The sequence below is a fragment of the Brevundimonas sp. FV1ps31S genome (assembly GCF_058681265.1).
Map to the genome: position 1 here is coordinate 2,958,028 of NZ_CM178735.1, position 21,356 is coordinate 2,979,383.

Genomic DNA, 21,356 nt, shown 5'->3' on the forward strand with positions numbered 1-21,356 from the left:
GCCAGGCCTGCACCCTGACCCGCGGCGGCTGGGACGTCGGCCCGCCGGAACTGGACATGACCCACATCAAGCCCGTGGGTTGATCGGCTGGGCCGCCGGCGTTGTCGGCGGCCCGGTTGCCTGTGTCATGACCCGCGCCGCGTCGAACATCCATGTCGCCGTCGTCGAGGAGGATGTCGTCATCCTTGACCTCAACACCGACGGCTATCTGTGCCTGCCTGGATTGGGCCCTCATCTGCGATCAACAGCCGCTGGACAGTGGACCAGCGCGGACCCGGCCGTGCTCGACGCGCTTGTCGATCTCGGCCTGTTCGAAGCGGGCGAACCGCCCCCGCCACGCCCCTGGGCCAAGCCCGTCAAATCCAGCCGCAGCCAGGCCGCCGCCGTGCGAGGATGGCGACCACGTCTCGCCCTGATCCTGACCTATGCGCGGCACGGCGCGCGGATAAAAGGCCGGACCGTGCGCCGCCTGATCGAGCGGTCGCCGAACCTGCCCCTGCCCTCCACGCCCGAGGCCTTGGCGGCGGTGTCGCGCCATGCCCGGCTGTTCGAACACTGGGCGCCCTTCGCCCCCGGCCAGGGCGAATGTCTCTACCGGGCCTATCTGTTGCGCGCCTATCTGGCGACCCAGGGTCTGGGGGCCGCATGGGTCTTCGGCGTCCGCACCTGGCCGTTCACGGCCCATTGCTGGCTGCAGTGCGGAGAACTCGTCGTCGATGACGATCCCGACCGGATCGGCCTCTACACCCCTGTTCTCGTGATCTCCGCATGAACGGCTTCGTCCTCGGGCAGTTCGCCGTCGCACCGGCGGGCGCGGCGCTCGGCGATCGTCTCCGGCGCGCCGGCTGGCGCCTGGAGACGGTCGGGGCGGCCCGCATCGGCGTGCGCGGGTGGCCGATGCGCCGCATCGACACGACCGCCGGCCCGATCATCCTGATCGGCGACGCCTATGGCGATCAGGCGCCGGCGGGCGAAGGGTCGCCGGCCGATCGGGCCCGCGCCCTCCTCTCCGCCTGCTGGGGCGGTTTCATCGCCGTCCTGTTCGATCCCCAGGAGCGACTGGTCGGTGTTGTGCGAGACCCCACCGGCGCGATCGACTGCGTCGTGCGCCGTCGCCCCGACCGGTTCGTCGCCGCCGATGATCCGCAGGCGCTGGACCTCGCCGCTGACATGGTCTCGACGCCGGACTGGAAGGGCGTCGCCGGCGTCCTTAGGGACTGGAGCACCCTCACCTCCGCCGCCTTGCTGGAAGGGACCGCCACCCTGGCGCCAGGCGCCTGGATGGATCCGGACGGACATCAACAGCAGGTCTGGCGTCCAGCCGATCCGGTGCGCAGGCGGCGCGCGGTTGACGCCGAAGGCCTCAGGGCGACGATCGACGAAACCGTCGCCGCCCTCACCCGAGGCCGCGGTCCGCTCCTCGTCGAAATCTCCGGCGGCCTGGACTCGGCCATCATGGCGTCCAGCTACCGGGCTGCCGGCCAGGGCGAGGGATCGGTCTGGCTCAACCTCTTCGGCCCCTTCGTCGAGGCCGATGAACGCGCCTACGCCCAGGCGGTCGCCGATCGCCTGGGCGTTTCCCTCACCTTCGTCGAGCGACGGCGCGACGCCCTGGCGTCCGGCCTGGACCTCGCCCATCCCAGGATGCTTCGCCCCTCCCCCAACCGGATGGACGCCGCCTATGATCGCCTCCAGCGCGACCTGTGTGAAACCCACGGCCTCGGCGCCATTCTCACCGGCAAGGGCGGAGACGTGGCCTTCTTCCAGACCCCGACCTCGGCCATCGTCGCCGATGAGATCGCGCTGCGCGGGCTGGCCGGCCTGATGTCCCCCACGGCGGCGGTGATCGCCAGCCGGCTGAGGCGGTCGGTCTGGCGGGTGATGCGGGCGGGCGCCCGGCAGGCGCTGCGGCCCGCCGCCCCGCGCCCGCTCGTCAATCCGCTGCTCCATCCCGATGTTCAGACGATGACCGCGCCGCCGCATCCGTGGCTGATGGACCTTCACGACGTGCCGCCGGCCAAACGCCAGCAGATCGCCGGTTTTCTCAGCAATCTGAGCCTTCACAGTCCGGCGCGGCGCTCGGAACGCGCCCGCCTCCTCCACCCGGCCCTGGCCACGCCGGTCGTCGAGGCGACGCTGGCGACGCCCATCCCCCGACTGACCGGCGGCGGACACGACCGTCTCCTTGCGCGGCAAGCCTTCGCCGACCGACTGCCGGCCCCACTCGTCGCCCGACGGTCGAAGGGCGAACTGGGCGCCTATTACGGGCAGGTCGTCGCCGCCAACCTGGAGAATCTGCGGCCCCATCTGCTGGAAGGGCGGCTCGCAAGCCAGGGCCTGATCGACCGCGACCAGGTGGAGGCCGCCCTGCAGATCGAACGGCTGATCTGGCAGGGCGGCTATGTCGAGCTCATGATGCTGGCGCTGATGGAGAGTTGGGCGCGGGCGTGGGACCCGGTGCCTTTCCCGTCGCCATGACCCGGTCGAGCCAGGCCCAGATCATCGCATAATAGTCGCGGATATTGCCTGGACTGGCGAGGACATGCCCTTCCCCCCGATAGGTCAGCAGGACGGCGTCCTTGCCCTGGCGATAGAGGGCCGAGAACATCTCTTCCGCCTGCCCCGGCGCCACATAATCGCGATCGGCGGTGACCAGAAGCACCGGCGCCTGGATCCGATCGGCGGCGAACAGGGGACTGTTGGCCACATAGGCCTGCGGCCTCGACCACGGCGGGCCGCCGAGACCGAACTGTCCCGTTTCCACAAGCCCGGCGGTGGATCGGATGGACAGGCCGAGCTCCGGAGCGACAGAACGGGCCAGGGAGAAGCTTCCCCAGGCGCTCGGCAGATCATAGGGGCCGTTGGCGGCGATGACGGCTGAGAAGCGGTCCGACTGGGTCGCCGCGGCCATGACGCTGAATCCACCGAAGCTGTGTCCCCAGAGGATGAGACGGGATCGATCGAACCCGCCGGTCAGCGCGGCCGCATCAACGGCGGCGAGGATCGCCGTCGCGATCCCGGACGCCGGATCAGGCGGTCGGCCGATGTCGGAGAGATCGGGCAACAGCACGGCGTAGCCGCGTCCCGTCATCAGCTGGACGCTCGCCGCCGCATTCAATCGATCGCGCGGTTCCGGAGACACCGAGGCGCCCGGATAGGGCACGACGATCAGGGGGGCATGCGGATTGTCGACCGGCCGATAGAGCCAACTCGTGAGCCTGCGGCCTGTGCGGCTGACGTGGGCGATGGGTATGGGATGCGACAGCGACCGCTGCGCCAGGACGGCGTTGACGACGGCGAGGGTCGTCCCGCCCGGACCGACAAGCCGCCGGGATGATGCCGGGTCTTCGGCCAGGGTGAGCGCCTTGGTTTCGCCCATGGCCCGGACGTCCCCCTCCAGAGGGGACGCCGAACCGATCGGCGCGCCTGTCTCGATGTCGACCCGCTGGAGGGCCGCCCCGCGCCTGACCGCCAGCCAATCGCGTCGCGGCGCTCCGGTGAAGGCGAACCTCTGTCCCTGGTTGAAGACCACCTCATGGTCAGCCGCTTTCGCCTCGACCGCTTCGCCGAGATCCTGCGGTGTTCCGGAGCGGCCGACGCTCCAGGCGCGTCCGTCGGAGGCCACCACGATCCGCGATCGTGTCACCGCCAGCAGTCGGGATCCCGGGTTCGACAGGCCTGCGGTCAGGACCTCGGCCCCCGCCTCCCCCAGCGCCACCCAATCCTTGCGGCCCGCTCGGGTCTGGGCGAAGAGCACCGGCGTCTCGCCGAGCCAGTCGGCGCTGACCACTGGGGTGCGCAGTCCGTTTTCCGAAATCGCCGGGCCATAGCCGTGGAGCGGAACGACCGTCGCCTGGCGTTCAGCCGGCCTGAACCGCATCAGCCGCCCGTCGACCGCGGCGCGCTTCGCCGGGCGCAGGAAGGCGAGCAGGGTCTCGCCATCCGCCGACCAGCTCAACAGATGCGGCGACAGGCTTTCCTCCGGCGCGGGACGCCAGATCGCCCCGGTCTGAAGATCGAGGATGGAGAGCGCCCGGCGCTGGCTGAAATCCCCCTGCAGAAAGGGCTGTTGCGGATCGAAGCCGACATCCTCGGCATTAGCCGCCAAGGCGAGGTAGCGACCGTTCGGCGACAGCTCCATGTCGTAGAACCGCCCCGTCGCCAGGACCGCTTCTCTTCCCGTGCCGACATCGACCGTGATCAGCCGCCCGCTCGCCGCCTGCGGCGTGAGATCCGCGAAGCGGCCGGAGCCGATGACGGTCCGCGCCGCCTCATCGCCGCGCCGCGCGCTTTCCCACAGCTTGGGCAGGCGGTCGGCCGCGGTCCATCCCCCGCGCAACAACCAAGGCGCCGGCGCGTCGTCCGTGGCCAGCACCAGCAGCTGTTCGGGCGACCGCCAGATCGCGGCGCGCCCCCAGAAGGCGAGCTCCGGCGTGAAGCTCGCCCAGCGCACCGCGCCGGTCCGGGGTTCGGCGATCCCCAGAGAGAAGCGCCGATCCTTCAGCCGGTAAAGCACCAGCCGGTCCCCGTCCGGCGACCAGGGCCCCAGGACCTGGCCGTCGCCCTCCTCAGGGGCGAGCAGCCGGCGCACCTCGCCCGTGTCGAGATCGGGGACGACGAACAGTTCGGAGCGCAGCAGACGGTCCCAGTAGTCGTGTTCGTGGCTGGGAATTCCGTCGACCGGGCCGAGCCGTTCGAAGACGGCTGAATCTTCCCGAGGCGACAGCGCCGTCTGGCCGAACTCTTCGAGGTGCAACAGGTCGTCGACGGTGAAGGGCGTCGGGGTCGGGTCGGCGTGAACCGAAAACGGGGCGAGCGCCAGGGCGGCGCCGAAAAGCGCAGGCAGGATCATCCGCATGACGATCACCAGCGCTTGGTCAGTTGCAGCGAAACCTGCCGGCCGAACGGATCGGCCTGTCCCGCATCAAAACCCGCCCCGTTGGCCCCATCGTAGAAGGGGGGATCCTCGTCCGTCAGATTGCGGACCGAGGCGACCAGAGACACCCCCTGCCCCCAGGGTCCGGACGGCCGCCAGCCGAACTGGACGTCCGCCGTCGTCCAGGGCGCGATGCGTGCGCCGGCGAAGTCGCGATAGCCGGACACCCGATTGACGGCGACACGGACATCGACGTCGTCGCGCCGCCACACGGCGGCGGCCGTGCCGCGGACGTCGACGGGAAAGCCCAGGGTGTCGACCAGATCTTCTTGCGGCGCGGTCGGGGTGATCTTGCGCTGATAGTGATCCATGTAGGACCCCGTCGCCTCCAGCGTCAGGGCGCCGGCGGCGCCGAGATCGAGGTCATAGGCGATGGAGCCGTCGACGCCGCGAACATGCACCTCGGCGGCGTTGAGCCAGCGGCCGTCGACGATCACGCCATAGGCCTCAACCGGCAGAACCCCGGGCAGCAGGAAGTCCGGGCTGGTGATGAGCGCCTCGACCGCGGCGCGGTCTTCCGCCGAGTTCGGGTCCACCCGGCGCACGAACGGCGCCAGCGCCGGGTCGAGCAGAACCTGGCTGAGATTGTCGAGCGCGGGCCGGGCGATCTGATCCGAAAACCGGATGTCGAACCAGGTGGCGCTGATCCGATAGGGCCGATCGTCCGGCGCATAGTCGAACCCGACGGTGAGCGTCTCGGCCTCCTCCGGCTTGAGGTCGGGATTGCCGCCGGCCTCGAAGACCGCGACCAGCCGTTCGGTCCCATCCGAGACATAGGTCGCGGAAATATAGCGACGCTCCGCCAGCTCGGTCATGGCCGGCGCCCGAAACGAGGTGCCCCAGTTGGTCCGCAGATTGAGGTCCTGCACCGGACTCCACAGGAGGCCGACCCTGGGATTGGCGGTCGATCCGATGTCGTCATAGTGCTCGACCCGGCCGGCCGCCGACAGCTCCAGCCGCTGAAGCCCCGGCCGGGCATTGGCCGGGCCGAATAGGGGCAGGCGGACCTCGGCGAAGGCGGCCGAGACCTCTCGCGCCTTGCGGGGCGATTGACTGAAGGTCGGCGTCAGGCCGGAGACGAAGGTCTCGCCGCTGTTCTCGAGCGCCTCGGTGCGGAACTGGGCGCCGATCGCCAGCCGCGCCGTCCCGCCCGGCAGTTGCGCCACAGGACCTTGGACGATGAGATTGGCCGAGGCCACCTCGCTCTCATCCTCGTAGACCGCATAACCACTCGACACGAAATCCACGACGGCGGCCTTGTTGCCCCCCTCCGTTCCGAACAGGTTGAAATAGCCGTCGGTCGCCGCCGAATAGGCGGTCGCGGGATTGTCGGCGGTGTTGCCCAGCGCCTCCTGAAAATAGGTCGACTGCAGCATGCCGACCTGACCGTCGCGGGTCTTCTCACGCCCATAGGTGAGGAAGGTCTCAGCCTCCCACGCCGCCGGCAGATTGATCAGGGCGCCCAGGCTGGCGCCGAGGCTTTCGACCTCGCCCGTCCGTTCCGTCCGGCCGAAGTCGTCGGTGAACGAATAGGCGACCTGATGCGAGGCGGCGCCGGTCGGCGAATAGAAGAAGGGATTGGCGGTGGTGACCGTGGCGATCGTCGTCGGGATCAGGCTCTGGGTCCGATAATCCCGTCGGCTCAGTCGAAGATCGCCTGACAGTTCGACCGCCGTCCCGAGCGCCTGGCGACCATAGAGATAGACGGTGTGACGCTCTTGCTGCGGGGCCAGCACGCCGCCGATGGCCGTGTCGCCGTAATTCTGCTCGCCCGCCGCGAACTCGCCCGGCGAGTCCGCCTGGCCGTCCGCGCCTGGGCGTATAGCGAAGCGCGAGACATAGCTGCCGCCCGAGAGTTCGACGATATTGCCGGGCGCCGCATAGATCGACCGATGGTCCGTGCCGCCGAACGGACGAAGGTCGCCCGTCGCCGAATAAGGCCGGTCCGTCCGAGACAGGGCGTTCTGATGCTCGTACTCATAGGAGACGAGCGCCTGACCGCTCGACCACCGACGTCCGAGCGTATGGGCGGCGATGATCGATTCCGCGCCGCCCTCGGCCGCCCCCAGCCTCAGACGGCTCTCCTGGCCCTCGAAGTCGCGGCGCAGGATGATGTTGACGACGCCGCCGACCGCGTCGCTGCCATAAAGGGCCGAGGCGCCGTCGAGCAGCACGTCTACACGGTCCACAGCCGCGGTCGGAATGCCCGAGACATCCGCGAAATCGCCACGCCCCCCGGCGCCGGCCATACGGCGGCCGTTGACCAGGACCAGGGTCGAGTCCGCCCCGAGCCCGCGCAGGTTCACGCCGGTGGCGAGCCCCGAGTTGCTCTGCATCGGGTCCGTGCCGACCAGGGCGGCCGCCGACGTGGCGCTGCCCGCATAGTTCTGCGGCAGGGCCGCGAGCGCCTCGGCCACGGTCGCCCGGCCCGTTCGGTCGAGGTCGTCGCGGCGGATCACCGTAACGGGCGATGGGGTGGCGCCGGGTCCCCGCAACAGGGTCCCGGTGACGATGATGTCGTCGACCTGGGCCGCTGCGGCGACGCCCTGGTGACGCTGCAGCACATAGACGCCGGGCTGAGACGAGCTGACGACCAGGCCGGTGTTAGCCAGCAGACGCTCGAGGGCCGCGTCGGCCGACAGCCGGCCCGAAACACCCGCCGTCCTCAGGCCGGCGACCTGTTCGGACGTGAACATCAATTGGCGGTCGGCCTGATCGGCGTAGGCGTTGAGGGCCGTCCCGAGCGGCCCGGCGGGAATGTCGAAGTCGATCAGCGGCGCCCGGCTCTGCGCCTGGGCGGTCGTGGTGATCGCCAGGATGGAAACGGCGCCGAACAGTGCGTGTCGGTAGGTGGTCATTGGTCTTGCCCCGGCGACGCAGAAGCGCGTCGGGTCAGAGACGGTTGGGGAGAGGTCGAACCCTCACCCAAGATGACATTATCTCCGTGGACCGATCAGATGGACGCGGCCATCCGCCCCCTCTGACACCCGCAGATCGAGGAGATCGGCGGTGGCGGCGACGAAGGCCGCCCGGTCCCCACTGCGGAAGACGCCGTTCACGGGCGTCGCCGCCGCAGACGGCGCATCCAATACGATGGGCTGATCGAGATACCGGTTCACCTCGGCCACGGCCTCCTTCAGAGGCGTATCCTGGAACGTCAGCTTGCCTTCCGTCCAACTCGTCGAAGCCTTGGCGTTCACCGGCTCCAAACGGGTCGCGTCGCGCGACACCGTCGCCTCCTGGTTCGGCGTCATCCGTTGAGGCGCCTTGGCAGGACCGTTCTGACGGGCCACGTCGACAACCCCCTCGACGAGGACCACGCGGGTCGCCGCCCCGATGCGGCGCACTTCGAACACCGTGCCGACCGCCGTAACGGCGGCGTCGTCGGTGAACACAACGAACGGACGGGCGGGATCGTGCGCCACTTCGAAAAGGGCCTGACCGGATTCGAGCTCGACCCTTCGCTGATCACCGGACAGCCGCACCCGAACCTTGGAGCCTGTGTCCAGCCGGACCGTCGAGCCGTCCGCTAGTTCGACCACGCGCGTCTCGCCAACGCCCGTCGCATAGACGCCCCGGCCCTGCCAGAGGAAGACCCCGCCCAGCGCCAGAACGCAGGTCGCGCCGACGGCGATCGCCGCCTGGACGACGCGCCGTCGACGGCGGCGTTTGGGGCCGCGCTGCTGCGCCGCCTGGAGCGCGGCCAGGATGTCGGGGTCGGCGGCGAGCGTGTTCGCATCGTCCCAGTGTTTCTCGATCCGACGATAGGCCGCATCGTTCGCAGGGGCCTCACGCCAGGTATGGAACGCCTGCACGGTGTCCAGCGAGATGGTGCGCGTGCCCAGGCGGGCATGCCAAGCGGCGGCCTCGCGGTCGGCCGCGGTCTGTGTCGTCTGGCGAACGCCCATGGCGAAACCCTGCATTAGCGCCGGAGTTGAGCGTCGATCTGCTTCAAAGCCCGCGTCATGCGGCGTTCGACGGTCTTCACCGAGACCTCTAGTCGCCCAGCGATCTGCTCATTGGTCAAGCCTTCGAACCGGCTGAACAGGAAAATGTCTCGCTCGGGCTGCGGGAGCTGGAGCACCAGCTGCTTCAGAAGGAGGGCCTCCGTCTGCGTCGGCGCGTCCACCCAGCCGGACCATTCCGAGGCGTGACGGCTGTGGCGCTGGGCGCGCCGCCCCTCTTCGGCCACGAGGCTCGAGGCGATGCGAAGCAGCAGCGACTTGGGGTGCCGTATCTCGCCGCGGGCCTGATAGGGCGCGATGCGGAGATAGGTTTCCTGGACGACGTCGTCGGCGGCTTCGACCCCGAAGGCGCGCAGGCGACGGGCGAGCCAGGCGGCGTGCTGAGCATACAGCCGCGAAAGGCCATTCCTCTCGCCCTCACCAAGACGTTCAAATCCAAATGTCACAAGATTGTCTCCAGTCCACGACACCAGAAAGAACTTATCAGGCAAGCCGATTGGTTACTATAGTGACTGGTTCAATTGGGGTGTTTCGCTGCCGCTGGATCAATGGATCTGCGGCAGATTTTCGGGCGGAATGTCCGGCTTGTGCGACAGGAACGGGGCCTCACTATCGAGACGCTGTCGGACGCCGCTGGCTTGTCCTACAGCTACGTCGGGGAGCTTGAGCGTGGTCGGCGCAACCCGACTCTAGCTGTCGTAGAAGCCTTGGCCCTGGCTTTAGGCACGGTCCCGCATTTGCTTCTCAGACCGCCGGATCGATAGAGCCAGCATTCAGTTCAGCCTCCGAAGATAACAAACCCGCTCAGCTTTAGTTACTATCGTAACTGGCTCAATTTGCCGAGATTGGCGCGCTAGGCTGATGGGCCTAGCTTCCACTTTTGGCGAAAATGTCAGGAAGGCCAGACGCGCAAAGGGCATGACCTTAGAGGCGTTGGCCCACGACGTCGGTTTAGCTTACAGCTACGTTGGTGAACTGGAGCGTGGCCGACGCAACCCAACGCTCAATGTTGTGGAGCGGATTGCAAAGACCCTCGGTCAAAATCCGATAGACCTTCTAAATAAGCCGCAGCGCTCGGCGTGATCGGATGCGGTGCCGCAAGAAGGCTAGGCGCCGATGACCTGGACGAACTGGATCGTAGGATCCTGAGGCGCTTCGATGAGGGCGCCAAGTTCGAAGCGGTCTATTATCGACAGAGGCTGCTCCTGCCCCCCCGGCGACCCAGCGTCGTGCGTCGCCTTTTGCCGCTGCAAGATAGGACATGACGCCGGCAATCCCTTCAGACTTGAAGTTACACTATCACTCGGTCTCGACGCTGCACGGACGGACTATTCAATCCGATGGTCACGCCTTTAGCCCGCGCGGCTGGGCTCCTCGCCGTCTGCTCGCTGTCCTGGCGCTTCAGAGAGCCGATCGTCCTGCCCCGTCAGCCATCCTCGGCGAGGATCTGGCCGGCTGCCTTGCGCAGGGGCTTGAGGAAGGTCTGACGCCAGGCGCGCTGCGTCCGACGTTCGAGTTTTTCGGCGAGAGCATCCTCGCCCAGGAACCAGGCTTCAACCTCGCCGGCGACTTCCCCCCGGTAATCGGGCAGGCCGGTTCCGTATTTCGCCTCAACTTCGTCCCACAGTTCGTCCGCCGCTTTGAGGCGAGGCCGGTAGATGCTGACGGCGTGGTGCCGAGCGGCTTCGACGAAGTCGGCCTCCCATCGTTCGAGGTCATCCAGGAGCTGGCCGATGAAGGCGTGCGCATTCGCCATCTCGGGATTGTCTTGTCGGTTTTTCAAAATGGCCTGCAGGCCAGTCACCGCTCTCTGGCTTCGGCGTTTCGCTTCGGCCGCCGCACCCGCCCCGAGGTGCTGATAGACGTCGAAGTTCCAGTAGGAGCCTTGGCGACGCGTGGCCGCCCAGACCTGACGCGGGTGATAGGTGCGCAGGGCTGCAATAAGCCGGCGCTGGACGCCGTAGGCCGGGCCTGGAAGTTCCGCATGGCTTCCCGCGTAGATCTGAAGGTCCTTGTTGACCGCGTCCAGCACGGCAAGGTTTTGCGCCTTGGCGACGTTCTCAAGCATGGAGTCGACAGCGAGGATTGCCGACGACAGCGCCTCTGCCTGTGCTGCGCGCAGCGACGAGACCTTCGCAGCCAGCGTGAGGGTCAGAGCGTTGGCGTCATCGACCGCCGAGTCGAAGAACTCGACGTCGGCGCCGGCGGCGCCGATCCGCGACAGAGCATCATGCACTTGGGTGCGCTTGATGTCGTAGCCATCCTCGACGTCTTCGGCCGACTGGCCGCTATCGTCGCGCATGGCCAAGGCCTCTCCTGCCCGCGCGAGAACGAGGACCAGGATCCGGCTGCGCAGCCCAGGGTCCACCTCGGTTTCCACCAGGTGTTCAAGCAGCTTCTGAAGGCTGGCGTCCGGTGCGCTGTTGAAGCGCGAACAAAGGACCGTCACCGTGCGGCGGTCTCGCAGCCGGGCGACGATGTCGGGTCTGACGGCGGAGCCGTCTACGCCGCGGGTATCGATCATGTCGATGTCGAACGGCGCGCCGCGAAAAACCGGGAAGGGGACGCTGACGGTGATCCTGGCAGGGAGGGAAAAGTCCGAATGGCGACCGTTGTTGATTGCGGAGAAGGTGTCCTTGAGCCAGAGGCGCCCAGCGGCGTCGTTTCCGCCGTCGAAGGTCGCCTGTCGCGCCGTCCGCCTCCACAGGGTCAATTTGGCGGCGAGTTCGGCTTTGAACTCCTCGGCGCTGTCAAAGGTCTTCATGAGCTCCAGCGCTGGATCCGGAGCAGAGCCTAGGACGCCTTTCCGTCGCGGTGGCCGGGCGAGGCCGATCATGTTGCGCAGGGCGCGTTCGATTTCGTCGGCGGGCCGAAAATCGACGGCCGTGGTCGTGTCCGCCGCTTGGTCCTTCAACGTCCAGAGGGCTCGGCCGAAGTCGGCGACGATGCGATAAATCTCCTCATCAGGAAGCGGATCGACCGCGATCGCGTAGGTGGACGCTGCTTCAACCGAGACCTCGCACAGGGTCACGCGACCTCCGCCGGTGTCCAATAGGACCCCCTTCAGGTCTTCGGGCTTGTCAGGCTCCACCACTAAGCCTGCCTGTCGGCAGGCGGCGGTCGTCTTTCCGACGCCGATGTCTCCGACCCAGGTGATGGCGTGGCGAAGGTTCCGCAAGAACTCGCCGAAGCCTAGGATGCGCCGGGCCAGGAGTTCGGCCTGACCCGCGACGGCTTGGGGGGTGTCGTCCTGGGCGAGGAAACCCGCCAGACGCTTCAGCGCCGCCTCGGCCTGAAGGAGGGACTCGATATCCGGGTGGGTGAACGGCGGGGCCGAGATATGGACCCAGGTCGTCTTCAGCAGTTCCGTCGCGCGTTCGGCCTCCGTCGTCGGGATCAGCGCGAGGTAGGCGAGATGATCCGCAAGTGTGAAGCCGTCTCCGCCGGCCTCTAGGCGTGAGACATGGGGCTGACTGATGCCCAGGCCCGTTGCGATCGCGCCTTGAGTGATCCTGGCCCGATCCCTGATCTTCGCCAGGAAGGCGCCGACCTCGGCGTTGTTAGATGCAAACTTCATGCGAATGGGCCTTGTATATATTCCAAGACAATCGCATAATGCTGTTCCTAGAGCAAGGCGTATGCGTTCGTTATCGCGCTTCAGGCCTTCAGTGAGAGTTTTGTATTTAATCAGGCCGCCACATCGTTTTTCAGAACGATGGGTGGATAGTGCTTTTCAGATTGACCAATGATCTAGAAACCGATTTCAGGCCTCTAACGCGATAATCAGATGAATCTTCCGCCCTTTCAGCTGGGTGTCCCTGCTCTTTGGGATCAACCTCCGCCCAATAGCCGCGCCGCCGGCTATTCCGCCCTCGCGTCTGCGTTCGGCTTGGCGGCTCCGCGTCCGGCCGTGCTCGTGGCTGTGGGTGATCGCCATTCCTATCGCGAGGAACCTGGCTGGCGCGTGCAGACGCTCCGGTACTGGCCCGGAGACACGGTCCTCGATCATATCGAGTTCGCGCTGCGGTACGAGGGGGTCGATCTGGCCCTCCTCAACGCCCTCTTCGCTGTTCTGCCGCCGCAGGTGATCGCGGCCTGGGTCGAAGATCAGCCGACGGGACAGTATGCGCGCAGAACCTGGTTCCTCTGGGAATGGCTGAGGGGTCAACGCCTGGATCTCCCCGACGCGACGCGTGGTGCCTATGCGGATGTGCTCGATCCCGAGCGCTACTATGCGGTCAGGGGCGAGACGAGCTCGCGCCATCGCGTCCGCAACAACCTTCCCGGAACCCCGGACTTCTGTCCGCTCGTCCGACGGACCGAACAACTGCAGGCGTTCCTGGGAGGCCAACTCGCCGAGGAGGCTCGCGGGGTCGTGCGTCGCACCGCTCCCGACTTGATGGCGCGCGCGGCGGCCTTCCTCCTATTGGAAGACTCCAAGGCGTCCTATGTCATCGAAGGCGAACGGCCGCCCCAGACGCGCATCCAGCGTTGGGGCCAAGCCATCGGCGAGGCGGGTCAGGCGCCGCTGACCGCGGATCAACTCCTGCGCCTGCAGCGGCTGGTGATTGACGACCCCCGGTTCACGCGCATGGGATGGCGGATCGAGGGCGGTTTCGTAGGCGGCCGTGATCGGCGCGACCACGCGCCGCTTCCCGATCACATCAGTTCTCGCGCGGACGACATCCAGCGTCTGGTGAATGGCGTGATCGCCTTCGCCGAACGGAGCGAGCAGGCCGAGGGACCGCTGGATCCCGTCGTGGCCGCAGCCGCAGTGGCCTTCGGTTTCGTCTTCATACACCCCTTCGAGGACGGAAACGGCCGGATCCACCGCTGGCTGGTACATCATGTTCTGGGTCGGCGCGGTTTCAACCCGCCCGGCGTCGTCTTCCCCGTCTCGGCCGTCTTCCTCGAGCGCTTAGAAGACTACAAGAGGGCGCTGGAGTCCTACTCCCGACCTCGTCTGCCTCTGACGGAGTGGGTCACGACGCCCAAGATGAACGTCGAGGTCCGAAACGCCACGCTGGATAATTTCCGCTTCTTCGACGCGACGGACCAAGCCGAGTTCCTGGCTGCATCCGTCGTCGAGACCATTCGCGACACTCTGCCTCGCGAGATCGACTATCTGCGTCGTTATGATCAGGCGCGCGCGAGGATCGACGCCTTCATCCAAATGCCGGATGCACGCTTCGATTTGATGATGGGCTTCTTGAGTCAGAACGCCGGCCGCTTTTCCCAGCGGGCGCGCGGAAACGAGTTCGCCGCTCTCACCGACGACGAGGCAGGAGCGATCGAGGGAATCTTCCAGGACCTCCTAGTCGATATTCCGCCCCCGTTGGTGGAGGTCCCGGAAAGCTCGGCGGAGTCGCCGTAACAGCCGCTTGTGACTCGTTGCAGACTCACGGGAGTTCTGCTTGGCGGCTAAGGCCAGACGTCCGTGAGGGTAGAGAGGGTCGTCCCACATCTGGCTCATAGCAACCGTTGTGCAAGTCCCTCATGGACGACACCGACACTCCCTTCACAAGTTTGGCTCTTGTCGCCATCGAGGATCGCGACTACGGCGCGAGGCTCGACCGAACGATTGCACCCGCGACGTTCACAGGTGGGCGACTTGCTTGGCCGTCTCCTACAGTCCAATGCAGGGGCGCGGTCTGGGACCGAGGAGAGTCGACGAGTCGGCTTTTCGGTTGAACGCCTGTCTCTCTTGGCGGCGCCTTGATCTAACAACGGTGTGTAAGACGTGGCAGACGGTCAGTTGACCAAACCAGTAATGTGGGAAGACAGGACGCCAGGCTTCGTGGTTCGGTCGACGACGCCGCGCGGCGCAATCAAGCGCGTGTCGCTAACAGCGCGGGATGGCTCGACCGTTCAGCTCGACCTGCATCGGTTTGCCATGGTCGGCCCGGGCGACGTCATTGAGATGAGACAGGGCGTTGAGCGACTGATCGCCTGCCGGGTCGAGAGCGGCGCGAAAATTGTGCTGACGCCCGCTTTCGAGACCGTTGAAACGATCGATTTCGCCGGCGACAAGGTTGAGGCGCGCATCTCTGAGATCACGACCGCTGCGGAGATGGCCGATTTCGCCTACCTAGAGAGCTTCCATTACCGTGGCACGAACCTCTCCGGCGGTCCTGGAGCGCCGAAGGAGAAGAAGGGGCTCGGCGGCCGGCGCGCGGTTCTGGTGCTGCAGTTGAGGCTCGGATCCGACTGGCGAACCGTTGGCTATATCGAGCTGCAGATGCCGTTGATGATGGCCAAGCCGCGGCACCGCGCCTTCTCCAGCCAGTTTGACCACCCTACTTTGGACGTCTCCTGGGAGACCTGGAGAAAAGGCGGGCAGTCGCTCGTCAACCGCATCGCGCGGATCGCGCGCGTCGTGGTGCATCCCGAGTACAGGGGCGCTGCCCTGGCCGGTCCGCTCGTTCGAAATGCGATCCGCTTTGCGCGGGACCGCTGGCACATCGCCGGTCAGAAATGTCTGTTCCTCGAGATCTCTGCGGAGATGCTGAAGCACATCGATTTCGTATCCTCTTCAGGGTTCACCTACCTTGGCGAGACCGAAGGCAATCGCGCGCGGCTGGCCAAAGATCTCACCAGCATGGAGAACGGCGCGTCCGGTGTCTCTGGCATTATGAGCCTGCAGCGGAAGTACCACGGTCTTTTCAACAAATATCGGGAGGCGTCGGGCGAGGATACGGTTTCCCTCATCGCCAAGATCGGTGATGTGGTGAAGTCCGATGATTCCTGGGCCAGCATGGACGTGTCGGAATGGCTGGCGCTCAGGCCGATCGTGCGTTCGCCGATCCCCTATTACATGATCGGCCTCGACGACTATTCCAACGCCTATGTGAAGAAGGCGCGCGTCGACCTCCCGGACCGGGCTCGATCTAAACGCGATGTGGCTCGCGTCGATCTGCAGGTGCGGGCGCTTGAGGTCTGGTCGAACTATCAGGTTCCCATCACCCCCCAGACCCGAATGATCATGGACGGCTTCGGCATCGTCGATGACACTGTGTCCCTCAAGCTCATCGGCCCAATCGATTTCAGCGCCGCGCCAGGCTCCGTCACCTTCGTCGCCGGCGCCAGCGGCTGCGGCAAGAGCATGCTGCTGAGCGCGCTCGACCCCTCCTGGCGGCAGGACACCGCCAAGGTGACGGGAGAGGTATCACCGACGGATTACCGCGTGGGATGGTTGCGTCCCCTCCCGGAAGATCTGCCGATCTTCGAAGTCTTGGCCGAGCGCTTTGGGCCGGAGCGCACTTTCCACGCCCTGGCGAGAGTGGGTCTGAGCGAGGCCTTGTTGTTCTTGAAACCCTATTGGATGCTGAGCCGGGGACAGCGCTACCGCGCCATGCTGGCGAACCTCATGCTGCAGGACGATCCGGTCTGGCTAATCGACGAGTTCTGCTCTGACCTTGACCCCATCTCGGCGCGGATTGTCGCCCAGCGCCTGCATGAAGCGGTCAAGAAGGAAGGCCGGATCGCCATTGTGGCGGCCGCAAACCACGGTCATTTTCTCAAGGCGTTGAAACCGTCCCAAGTGATCCATCTGTCGACCAGCGGCAGTGGAACCCGCAGGACATGGCGGGAGCAGCTGGATGCCGTTTAGCACTAAGATTTCAGAGACATTCGGGCGGACGATCGACACAAGCCCCTACGTCACGCTCGATCCCCTGGTGAAGCAGACCTATGTGTCCAAGGGGCGCAACATCATCTTCGGACGCCAGACCGTCAACGCCGAGGCCAGCGATCTCCTCTACCTCGGGAAGGTGCTCGAGTCCGGGACAGGGACCAACTATCTCGGATCCGACGCTTGGCTCGACACCAGTTTTCCGCATGTCGTCTACATCACCGGCACGCGGGGCAGCGGAAAGAGCGTCGATCTCGGCATCCTAATCGAGGGCCTATCCAAGCTGAAGACCGCCTCGCCCGTGCAGCGAGACGTCACGCCGATCGCCTCATTTCTGATTGATACCCAGAGCCAGTTCTGGACCCTACGCTTTTCGCCGAAAGACGACCTGCCCATCCATGCCGCTCAAAAGGCGACCTTAGATGAATGGAATCTCTCCCCGTCTGAGCTCGCTGACGTGAAGTTCTTCATTCCGCCCGGAGCCACCCGGTTCCTCGGTGATGAAGAGCCGCTGCAGATCCGCCCGAAGGATGTCCTTCATGAGGAGTGGTGCAGCCTCCTCGGCCAGGAGATCTATGGCCCGCAGGGCCATATCCTCGCCAAGACGCTCGAGCGGTTCGCCGGCTCGGACTATTCGGTCGAGGAGATGATCACCTACATCGCTTCGGCCGCCAACTGGCCGGGCGTCGCGGAGGGGTCAAGGAAAGTCCTTCAGTATCGGCTCGAAGACTATCAGCGGACCGGCCTGTTTTCGAAGGATGGGCTCGACATCTCAGCCCTTCTAGTCGGAGGGCGTTGCAATGTCTTCATGCTCAGAGAGCTAAGGGATGAGGACAAGGCGCTGGTGACCGCCATCCTCGCGCGCCAGCTGTTCACGACCATGGGGCGCTATCATCAAAAGCGGCGGGTGGATGAGTTCTTCTCGACCGGAGAGCAGGCTGAGAAATTCCCGAGCCGCGTGTGGCTTCTCATCGATGAGGCCCATGTGGTCTGCCCGAGCCAGGGCTCGTCGCCGGGGCGGGCGGCGCTGGTTGAATATGTGAAGCGCGGGCGAGACGCCGGTTTGTCGCTGGTTCTGGCGACCCAACAGCCCTCGGCTGTAGACGATCGTGTCCTCAGCCAAGTCAACATCTCGCTGGCCCACAGACTCAGTTTCTCCAGCGACATCGCGGCCTCCATCAGTCGCATCCCGACTAAGACGCTTTCTGGCATGCGGGTCAGCGCCACCAAGCTCACAGATTTCGGGGACATGGTGCGGTTACTCGACGCCGGTCAGTGCTTCATTGGCGATCAAGGCACGAGCCGCGTGGTTTTGCTCCAAATGCGTCCAAGGATCACAGCCCATGCTGGCTACAGCCCCCTCTAGCGACTTTACGCCCTTCATACGCAAGATCGGCTATTCGGTCGGGCTGGAGTTCTTGCTCGATCGCGTTAGAGCCTTCGGCGTAGCTTATGGCGAGGCCGAGGTCTTCGGTTACGGCGACGTCGTTCGCCTCGTTCAAAAGGACTGGCACCTCAAGACTCTCAATGTGCTCGACGTCCTGCGAAGCCTCGGCGTCGTCTCGGTGAAGAATGGAGAGGTCGCGGTCCTTGAAGTCGGCGATGCGCTCGGGGTGGCTTGGCGCGATAGGGACGCTATCGATTACGAGTACGCTTCCGCCTTCTACCTCACCCACGCGATCATTTCGGCCGATGGCGACATCTTTTTGAACGCCTTGGCGTCCGGCTTTGACGAAGAGGGATTTCGGCAAAGCATCGAACGGATGATCGAGCACAAGTGGAGCGTCCTCGAGGACCGCTTCGCCACAGCGGACCTACGCAAGAGGTTCTACAAGGCCGTGAACATCGAGCTTCAGTCCAACAACAGCGGCAGCCGCGGCGGTCAGGGCCGCGGTCTTGGACTGCCGCCCGTGGGCGCGCCACTCGGTCAGGGGCCGCTGTCTGGGCCAGTCTCTCGTCCGGCCATTCAGCTCAGTGCCGACTACCTCAGGAAGACACTTGTCACCCGTCGCGCCTGGGCGCTCGCCCTGGGACTCGCGGATGTGGCGGGCAACCCGACGAACCAGGGACGCCAGCTGTTGGACGCTGTCAGCGACGCCGGCTTCGGCGGACCCTCGTGCATCGCGATGTGGCCTCTGGACCATGAGGTCGATGCGACCGGGATCGGATCAGGAAATTACTATCCCAGGTTGGATTCCTGGTCGTTCATGGTAGTGATTGCGAGGGGGCTAGGCTTGATCGGCGAGCCCGTGCCCTGGGGGCCGGGCGTGCATGAGCAAGCGATCCGCGACGTCGAGCGTTGGTTCTCTCTGTATTGGTCGATCAATCAGTCGAAACGGATGGTTCGTAATCAGATGCTAGGGCGGGTGTTGTACCGGTTGGAGATCGCCAGAAGCCTGGGCCAAGCGCCGCTGCCTCTGCCGGCGGTGTTTGACCGGGAGATGGAGGCCGACAGCCCTCGGTTGACCGCGCGGCGGTCCAGAGAGGCTGAACTCGCGATCGCGCTTCGCTAATCCATGGCTATGTTCATCTGCCGCGAATTCTTGGCTGATCTGATCGCTCATCCTGAGCCGGGGTTCGCCAAGCGCGCTCTGAAGAAGCTGGTGGATCGGAAGGGCGACTTTCTACCCATCATGGATGACGACCATCGGCACGACGGCGTGGATGACGCCTGGATCCGATACATTAGCACGGGCAATAGCGCCTATCGGCTGATCTTCTTGCGCAAGGACAACGACGTCTACGCCTACCGCGCAGGCGAGCATAAGATTTCCGATCACCTCAAGGCACCAAAAAAGATGGACGAGGCGGCCCAGGTCGTTGAGGCGCCGGATAATGAGATCGATCTCGGCGATTCACGCCTCGGCAACACCCGCTTCTTGGGCTCGGTTCATCCGAGAAAGCTGGCTCAGGTCTATGCTGAAAGGGCTCTTGTCCCACACCGCAGTTTGATCCTCATCTCGCCCTCCATATCGAGCGCCCTGTTGGGTCCGACCGGCCTTGTGGGTGAGTTGATCGACCGAGTGTTGTGGCGGAACGGGTCGGTCACCCTCGTGACGCGACCTCCAGAGAACAACAAGCTCTGGGAATTCGAAGAATTGGCCAGCCGGAAGATCGATGTCCTATTTCATAGGTCGATCAATGCGCGCCTCAGTCTGATGGAGGTCAATCCCGAGCTCGCGCTCGAGGAGGGAAGCTCCGCCGCCAACATCGCGATTATAGGGTCCGCGGAACTCCTGGAACCCGCATTCGCACTAGGCAGTCACGGGACCACAGACGAACTGTGCTACGAGGTGCCAAGTCCGGACTACGATGACGCCTTTGAATATTGTCTAAGGCTCGTGGACGAAGCCACCGATATCGTCACCTACCGCCGTTTGCATTCCTAGATGGAGCCTTCGATGATCGACCACGCGACCTTCTATGCGAAATGCAATCTGGTGGACAATCCGTTCCGGTCGAACGCCACCTTCGATGACGATCCTCGCCTGTCCATTTGGGCAGGCTATGAGAAAGAGCGCGGCCTGCTCGAACGGTTTCTCGCGCGGTCTCGGGCCGAGCAGGTCGGCAATACCAACTTCCTGCTGTTGTACGGCGACTTCGGCACGGGGAAATCTCATGCGCTGCTGTGGGCCGCGCACTGGCTACGGAACTATAGCCCGGACCTGAAGTCGGCCGCTTACCTCATTCCCACGCTGAAAAAGGATCGCGGGCGGCTGACCTTCGCGGGCGCGTTCAAAGACGATCTCTTAGCTAAGACGACGCTCGCCGACGACGTCATCGCCTATCAGCAGTTTCTGATGCGATGCATCATTCAATACATTCACGAGCACGCTCTTGGCGCTGACGCCAACAATGAAGAGGTCATCGAGAAGCTACTGCCGTCTGTAGAACTCTATAATTTCGCCAAGAAGCTCTACGCGTGCAAAGGGAAGCCCGAAATCCTGGCGCTCCTCGCGCCCAAGGATCTTTCGGACTACCAAGCCATGACGGCGTTTACGCGCATCGTAAATCTGTTCGTTCACGAGATGCGCTTCAAAAATGAGACGATGCGGTTTCGGCAATCAGTACATCTGCTGATCGACGAAGTTGATGTCCTGCGAGCGGCACCCTCCAAGGAGGTCTTGGACGTCAACGATCTCCTGCGCCACATTTATGATGGCTGCCCGAACTGCTTCGGTCTGGTGGTCGCCATGTCCGTGGTTCAAGAGGTCGTGCCGATGATCCTGACCGAGTACGTCCTTGGCCGGGTCAATCGTCAGATCGAGTTCGCGGTGCTCGACAAGGCAGCCGCCGCTAGTTTTGCCATCAAGATCATGGATGAATGGCGCGTCGATGCCACTCTTGAGGATCAGACCGGCGCCTTCCCTTTCACGCCCGAAGCGATCGACGGACTGGTTGGGCAGATCTCCTTCCGCACGCCTCGGAAGGTCGTGAACTCGATGCAGCAGGCTATCGAGGAAGCGCGGCTCGTCGATCTGGACCCCAGCGTGAACCCGATCACCATCCAGGATTTGGACGACAACGGCATCGTCGACAGCATCTTCGGCGACAACCGCTGATAAGACTATTGAGCGCTCGAAAAAACGGCCCGTTAGCCTTATCCTGGAGGGCTGGCCGCTGAGGTCAGACGCCGGTCGGATCAAGGCGTGGACGGCATACGAACATATTTGTGCCGGATTGGCCTGTGAGCCCTGCCCCCGAACTCTGACTAAGGTCTGAGGCGGAGCTAGCGAAGTCAGCGAGCCGAGGGTCCACTCTCGGGCAGAGAGATAACGTCCACTTCTAGCGCGGAGAGGCCTGAGGGGCCGGAGCCGTCTTGCAC

The 21,356-nt window shown here is 64.9% G+C and carries 15 protein-coding genes and 1 pseudogene; 10 read left to right on the plus strand and 6 right to left on the minus strand.

Annotated elements, in window-relative coordinates:
- Positions 1-127: 127 nt before the first annotated feature.
- Together ACVPT3_RS14110 and ACVPT3_RS14115 are read left to right on the plus strand one after the other, a co-directional pair.
- The gene (locus ACVPT3_RS14110; RefSeq protein ID WP_492041499.1) at positions 128-772 is read left to right on the plus strand and encodes a lasso peptide biosynthesis B2 protein; all 645 of its coding nucleotides are present in this window, start codon (positions 128-130) and stop codon (positions 770-772) included.
- Complete coding sequence (locus ACVPT3_RS14115) at positions 769-2,478, plus strand: asparagine synthase-related protein (RefSeq protein WP_492041500.1); 1,710 nt, start codon at positions 769-771, stop codon at positions 2,476-2,478. The genes ACVPT3_RS14110 and ACVPT3_RS14115 overlap by 4 nt, the downstream gene beginning before the upstream one ends.
- Here the strand turns inward: ACVPT3_RS14115 and ACVPT3_RS14120 are convergent.
- The 4 genes from ACVPT3_RS14120 to ACVPT3_RS14135 form a co-directional block, all read right to left on the minus strand.
- Positions 2,411-4,858, minus strand: a complete 2,448-nt coding sequence (locus ACVPT3_RS14120; protein ID WP_492041501.1) for a S9 family peptidase — start codon at positions 4,856-4,858, stop codon at positions 2,411-2,413. The two genes, ACVPT3_RS14115 and ACVPT3_RS14120, sit on opposite strands and share 68 nt — an antisense overlap.
- Positions 4,859-4,863: 5 nt before the next feature.
- Positions 4,864-7,794 carry a TonB-dependent receptor domain-containing protein gene (locus ACVPT3_RS14125; RefSeq protein ID WP_492041502.1) on the minus strand — a complete coding sequence of 977 codons (2,931 nt, stop codon included), beginning with the start codon at positions 7,792-7,794 and terminating at the stop codon, positions 4,864-4,866.
- Between the two features lie 78 nt (positions 7,795-7,872).
- The gene (locus ACVPT3_RS14130; RefSeq protein ID WP_492041503.1) at positions 7,873-8,859 is read right to left on the minus strand and encodes a FecR family protein; all 987 of its coding nucleotides are present in this window, start codon (positions 8,857-8,859) and stop codon (positions 7,873-7,875) included.
- Positions 8,859-9,347 (minus strand): RNA polymerase sigma factor, encoded by a 489-nt coding sequence (locus tag ACVPT3_RS14135; protein ID WP_492041504.1) that lies wholly within the window; start codon positions 9,345-9,347, stop codon positions 8,859-8,861. The genes ACVPT3_RS14130 and ACVPT3_RS14135 overlap by 1 nt, the downstream gene beginning before the upstream one ends.
- Before the next feature lie 102 nt (positions 9,348-9,449).
- Here ACVPT3_RS14135 and ACVPT3_RS14140 point away from each other — a divergent pair, with 102 nt between their 5' ends.
- Positions 9,450-9,665 carry a helix-turn-helix domain-containing protein gene (locus ACVPT3_RS14140; protein ID WP_492041505.1) on the plus strand — a complete coding sequence of 72 codons (216 nt, stop codon included), beginning with the start codon at positions 9,450-9,452 and terminating at the stop codon, positions 9,663-9,665.
- A 97-nt stretch (positions 9,666-9,762) separates the two neighbouring features.
- Positions 9,763-9,984 (plus strand): helix-turn-helix domain-containing protein, encoded by a 222-nt coding sequence (locus ACVPT3_RS14145; RefSeq protein ID WP_492041506.1) that lies wholly within the window; start codon positions 9,763-9,765, stop codon positions 9,982-9,984.
- 343 nt (positions 9,985-10,327) lie between these two features.
- On the opposite strand, the gene ACVPT3_RS14150 is transcribed toward ACVPT3_RS14145, so the two are convergent.
- Positions 10,328-11,932, minus strand: coding sequence for a hypothetical protein (locus ACVPT3_RS14150; RefSeq protein WP_492043855.1), 1,605 nt, complete (start codon positions 11,930-11,932; stop codon positions 10,328-10,330).
- 351 nt (positions 11,933-12,283) lie between these two features.
- Positions 12,284-12,478, minus strand: a pseudogene (locus tag ACVPT3_RS14155) (helix-turn-helix domain-containing protein); the annotation flags it as partial.
- A gap of 387 nt (positions 12,479-12,865) precedes the next feature.
- Between ACVPT3_RS14155 and ACVPT3_RS14160 the strand changes: the two are divergent.
- From ACVPT3_RS14160 to ACVPT3_RS14185, 6 genes are all read left to right on the plus strand, one after another.
- On the plus strand, positions 12,866-14,275 hold the full coding sequence (locus ACVPT3_RS14160) for a Fic family protein (protein ID WP_492041507.1): 1,410 nt from the start codon (positions 12,866-12,868) through the stop codon (positions 14,273-14,275).
- A gap of 381 nt (positions 14,276-14,656) precedes the next feature.
- Positions 14,657-16,510 carry an ATP-binding cassette domain-containing protein gene (locus ACVPT3_RS14165; RefSeq protein WP_492041508.1) on the plus strand — a complete coding sequence of 618 codons (1,854 nt, stop codon included), beginning with the start codon at positions 14,657-14,659 and terminating at the stop codon, positions 16,508-16,510.
- A 67-nt stretch (positions 16,511-16,577) separates the two neighbouring features.
- Positions 16,578-17,897 carry an ATP-binding protein gene (locus ACVPT3_RS14170; RefSeq protein ID WP_492041509.1) on the plus strand — a complete coding sequence of 440 codons (1,320 nt, stop codon included), beginning with the start codon at positions 16,578-16,580 and terminating at the stop codon, positions 17,895-17,897.
- Positions 17,875-19,044 carry a hypothetical protein gene (locus ACVPT3_RS14175; protein ID WP_492041510.1) on the plus strand — a complete coding sequence of 390 codons (1,170 nt, stop codon included), beginning with the start codon at positions 17,875-17,877 and terminating at the stop codon, positions 19,042-19,044. The genes ACVPT3_RS14170 and ACVPT3_RS14175 overlap by 23 nt, the downstream gene beginning before the upstream one ends.
- Before the next feature lie 3 nt (positions 19,045-19,047).
- The gene (locus ACVPT3_RS14180) at positions 19,048-19,920 is read left to right on the plus strand and encodes a hypothetical protein (RefSeq protein ID WP_492041511.1); all 873 of its coding nucleotides are present in this window, start codon (positions 19,048-19,050) and stop codon (positions 19,918-19,920) included.
- Between the two features lie 12 nt (positions 19,921-19,932).
- A complete protein-coding gene (locus tag ACVPT3_RS14185) occupies positions 19,933-21,093 on the plus strand; it encodes a hypothetical protein (protein ID WP_324814577.1) in 1,161 nt (386 codons plus the stop codon).
- Positions 21,094-21,356: the final 263 nt, after the last annotated feature.

What these genes read in the sequence shown, in the direction of transcription:
- ACVPT3_RS14140 (WP_492041505.1), top strand. Translation starts at nt 9,450, where the DNA reads ATGGATCTGCGGCAGATTTTCGGGCGGAATGTCCGGCTTGTGCGACAG.
- ACVPT3_RS14120 (WP_492041501.1), bottom strand. Translation starts at nt 4,858, where the DNA reads ATGCGGATGATCCTGCCTGCGCTTTTCGGCGCCGCCCTGGCGCTCGCC.
- ACVPT3_RS14110 (WP_492041499.1), top strand. Translation starts at nt 128, where the DNA reads ATGACCCGCGCCGCGTCGAACATCCATGTCGCCGTCGTCGAGGAGGAT.
- ACVPT3_RS14130 (WP_492041503.1), bottom strand. Translation starts at nt 8,859, where the DNA reads ATGCAGGGTTTCGCCATGGGCGTTCGCCAGACGACACAGACCGCGGCC.
- ACVPT3_RS14125 (WP_492041502.1), bottom strand. Translation starts at nt 7,794, where the DNA reads ATGACCACCTACCGACACGCACTGTTCGGCGCCGTTTCCATCCTGGCG.
- ACVPT3_RS14180 (WP_492041511.1), top strand. Translation starts at nt 19,048, where the DNA reads ATGGCTATGTTCATCTGCCGCGAATTCTTGGCTGATCTGATCGCTCAT.
- ACVPT3_RS14115 (WP_492041500.1), top strand. Translation starts at nt 769, where the DNA reads ATGAACGGCTTCGTCCTCGGGCAGTTCGCCGTCGCACCGGCGGGCGCG.
- ACVPT3_RS14145 (WP_492041506.1), top strand. Translation starts at nt 9,763, where the DNA reads ATGGGCCTAGCTTCCACTTTTGGCGAAAATGTCAGGAAGGCCAGACGC.
- ACVPT3_RS14185 (WP_324814577.1), top strand. Translation starts at nt 19,933, where the DNA reads ATGATCGACCACGCGACCTTCTATGCGAAATGCAATCTGGTGGACAAT.
- ACVPT3_RS14175 (WP_492041510.1), top strand. Translation starts at nt 17,875, where the DNA reads ATGCTGGCTACAGCCCCCTCTAGCGACTTTACGCCCTTCATACGCAAG.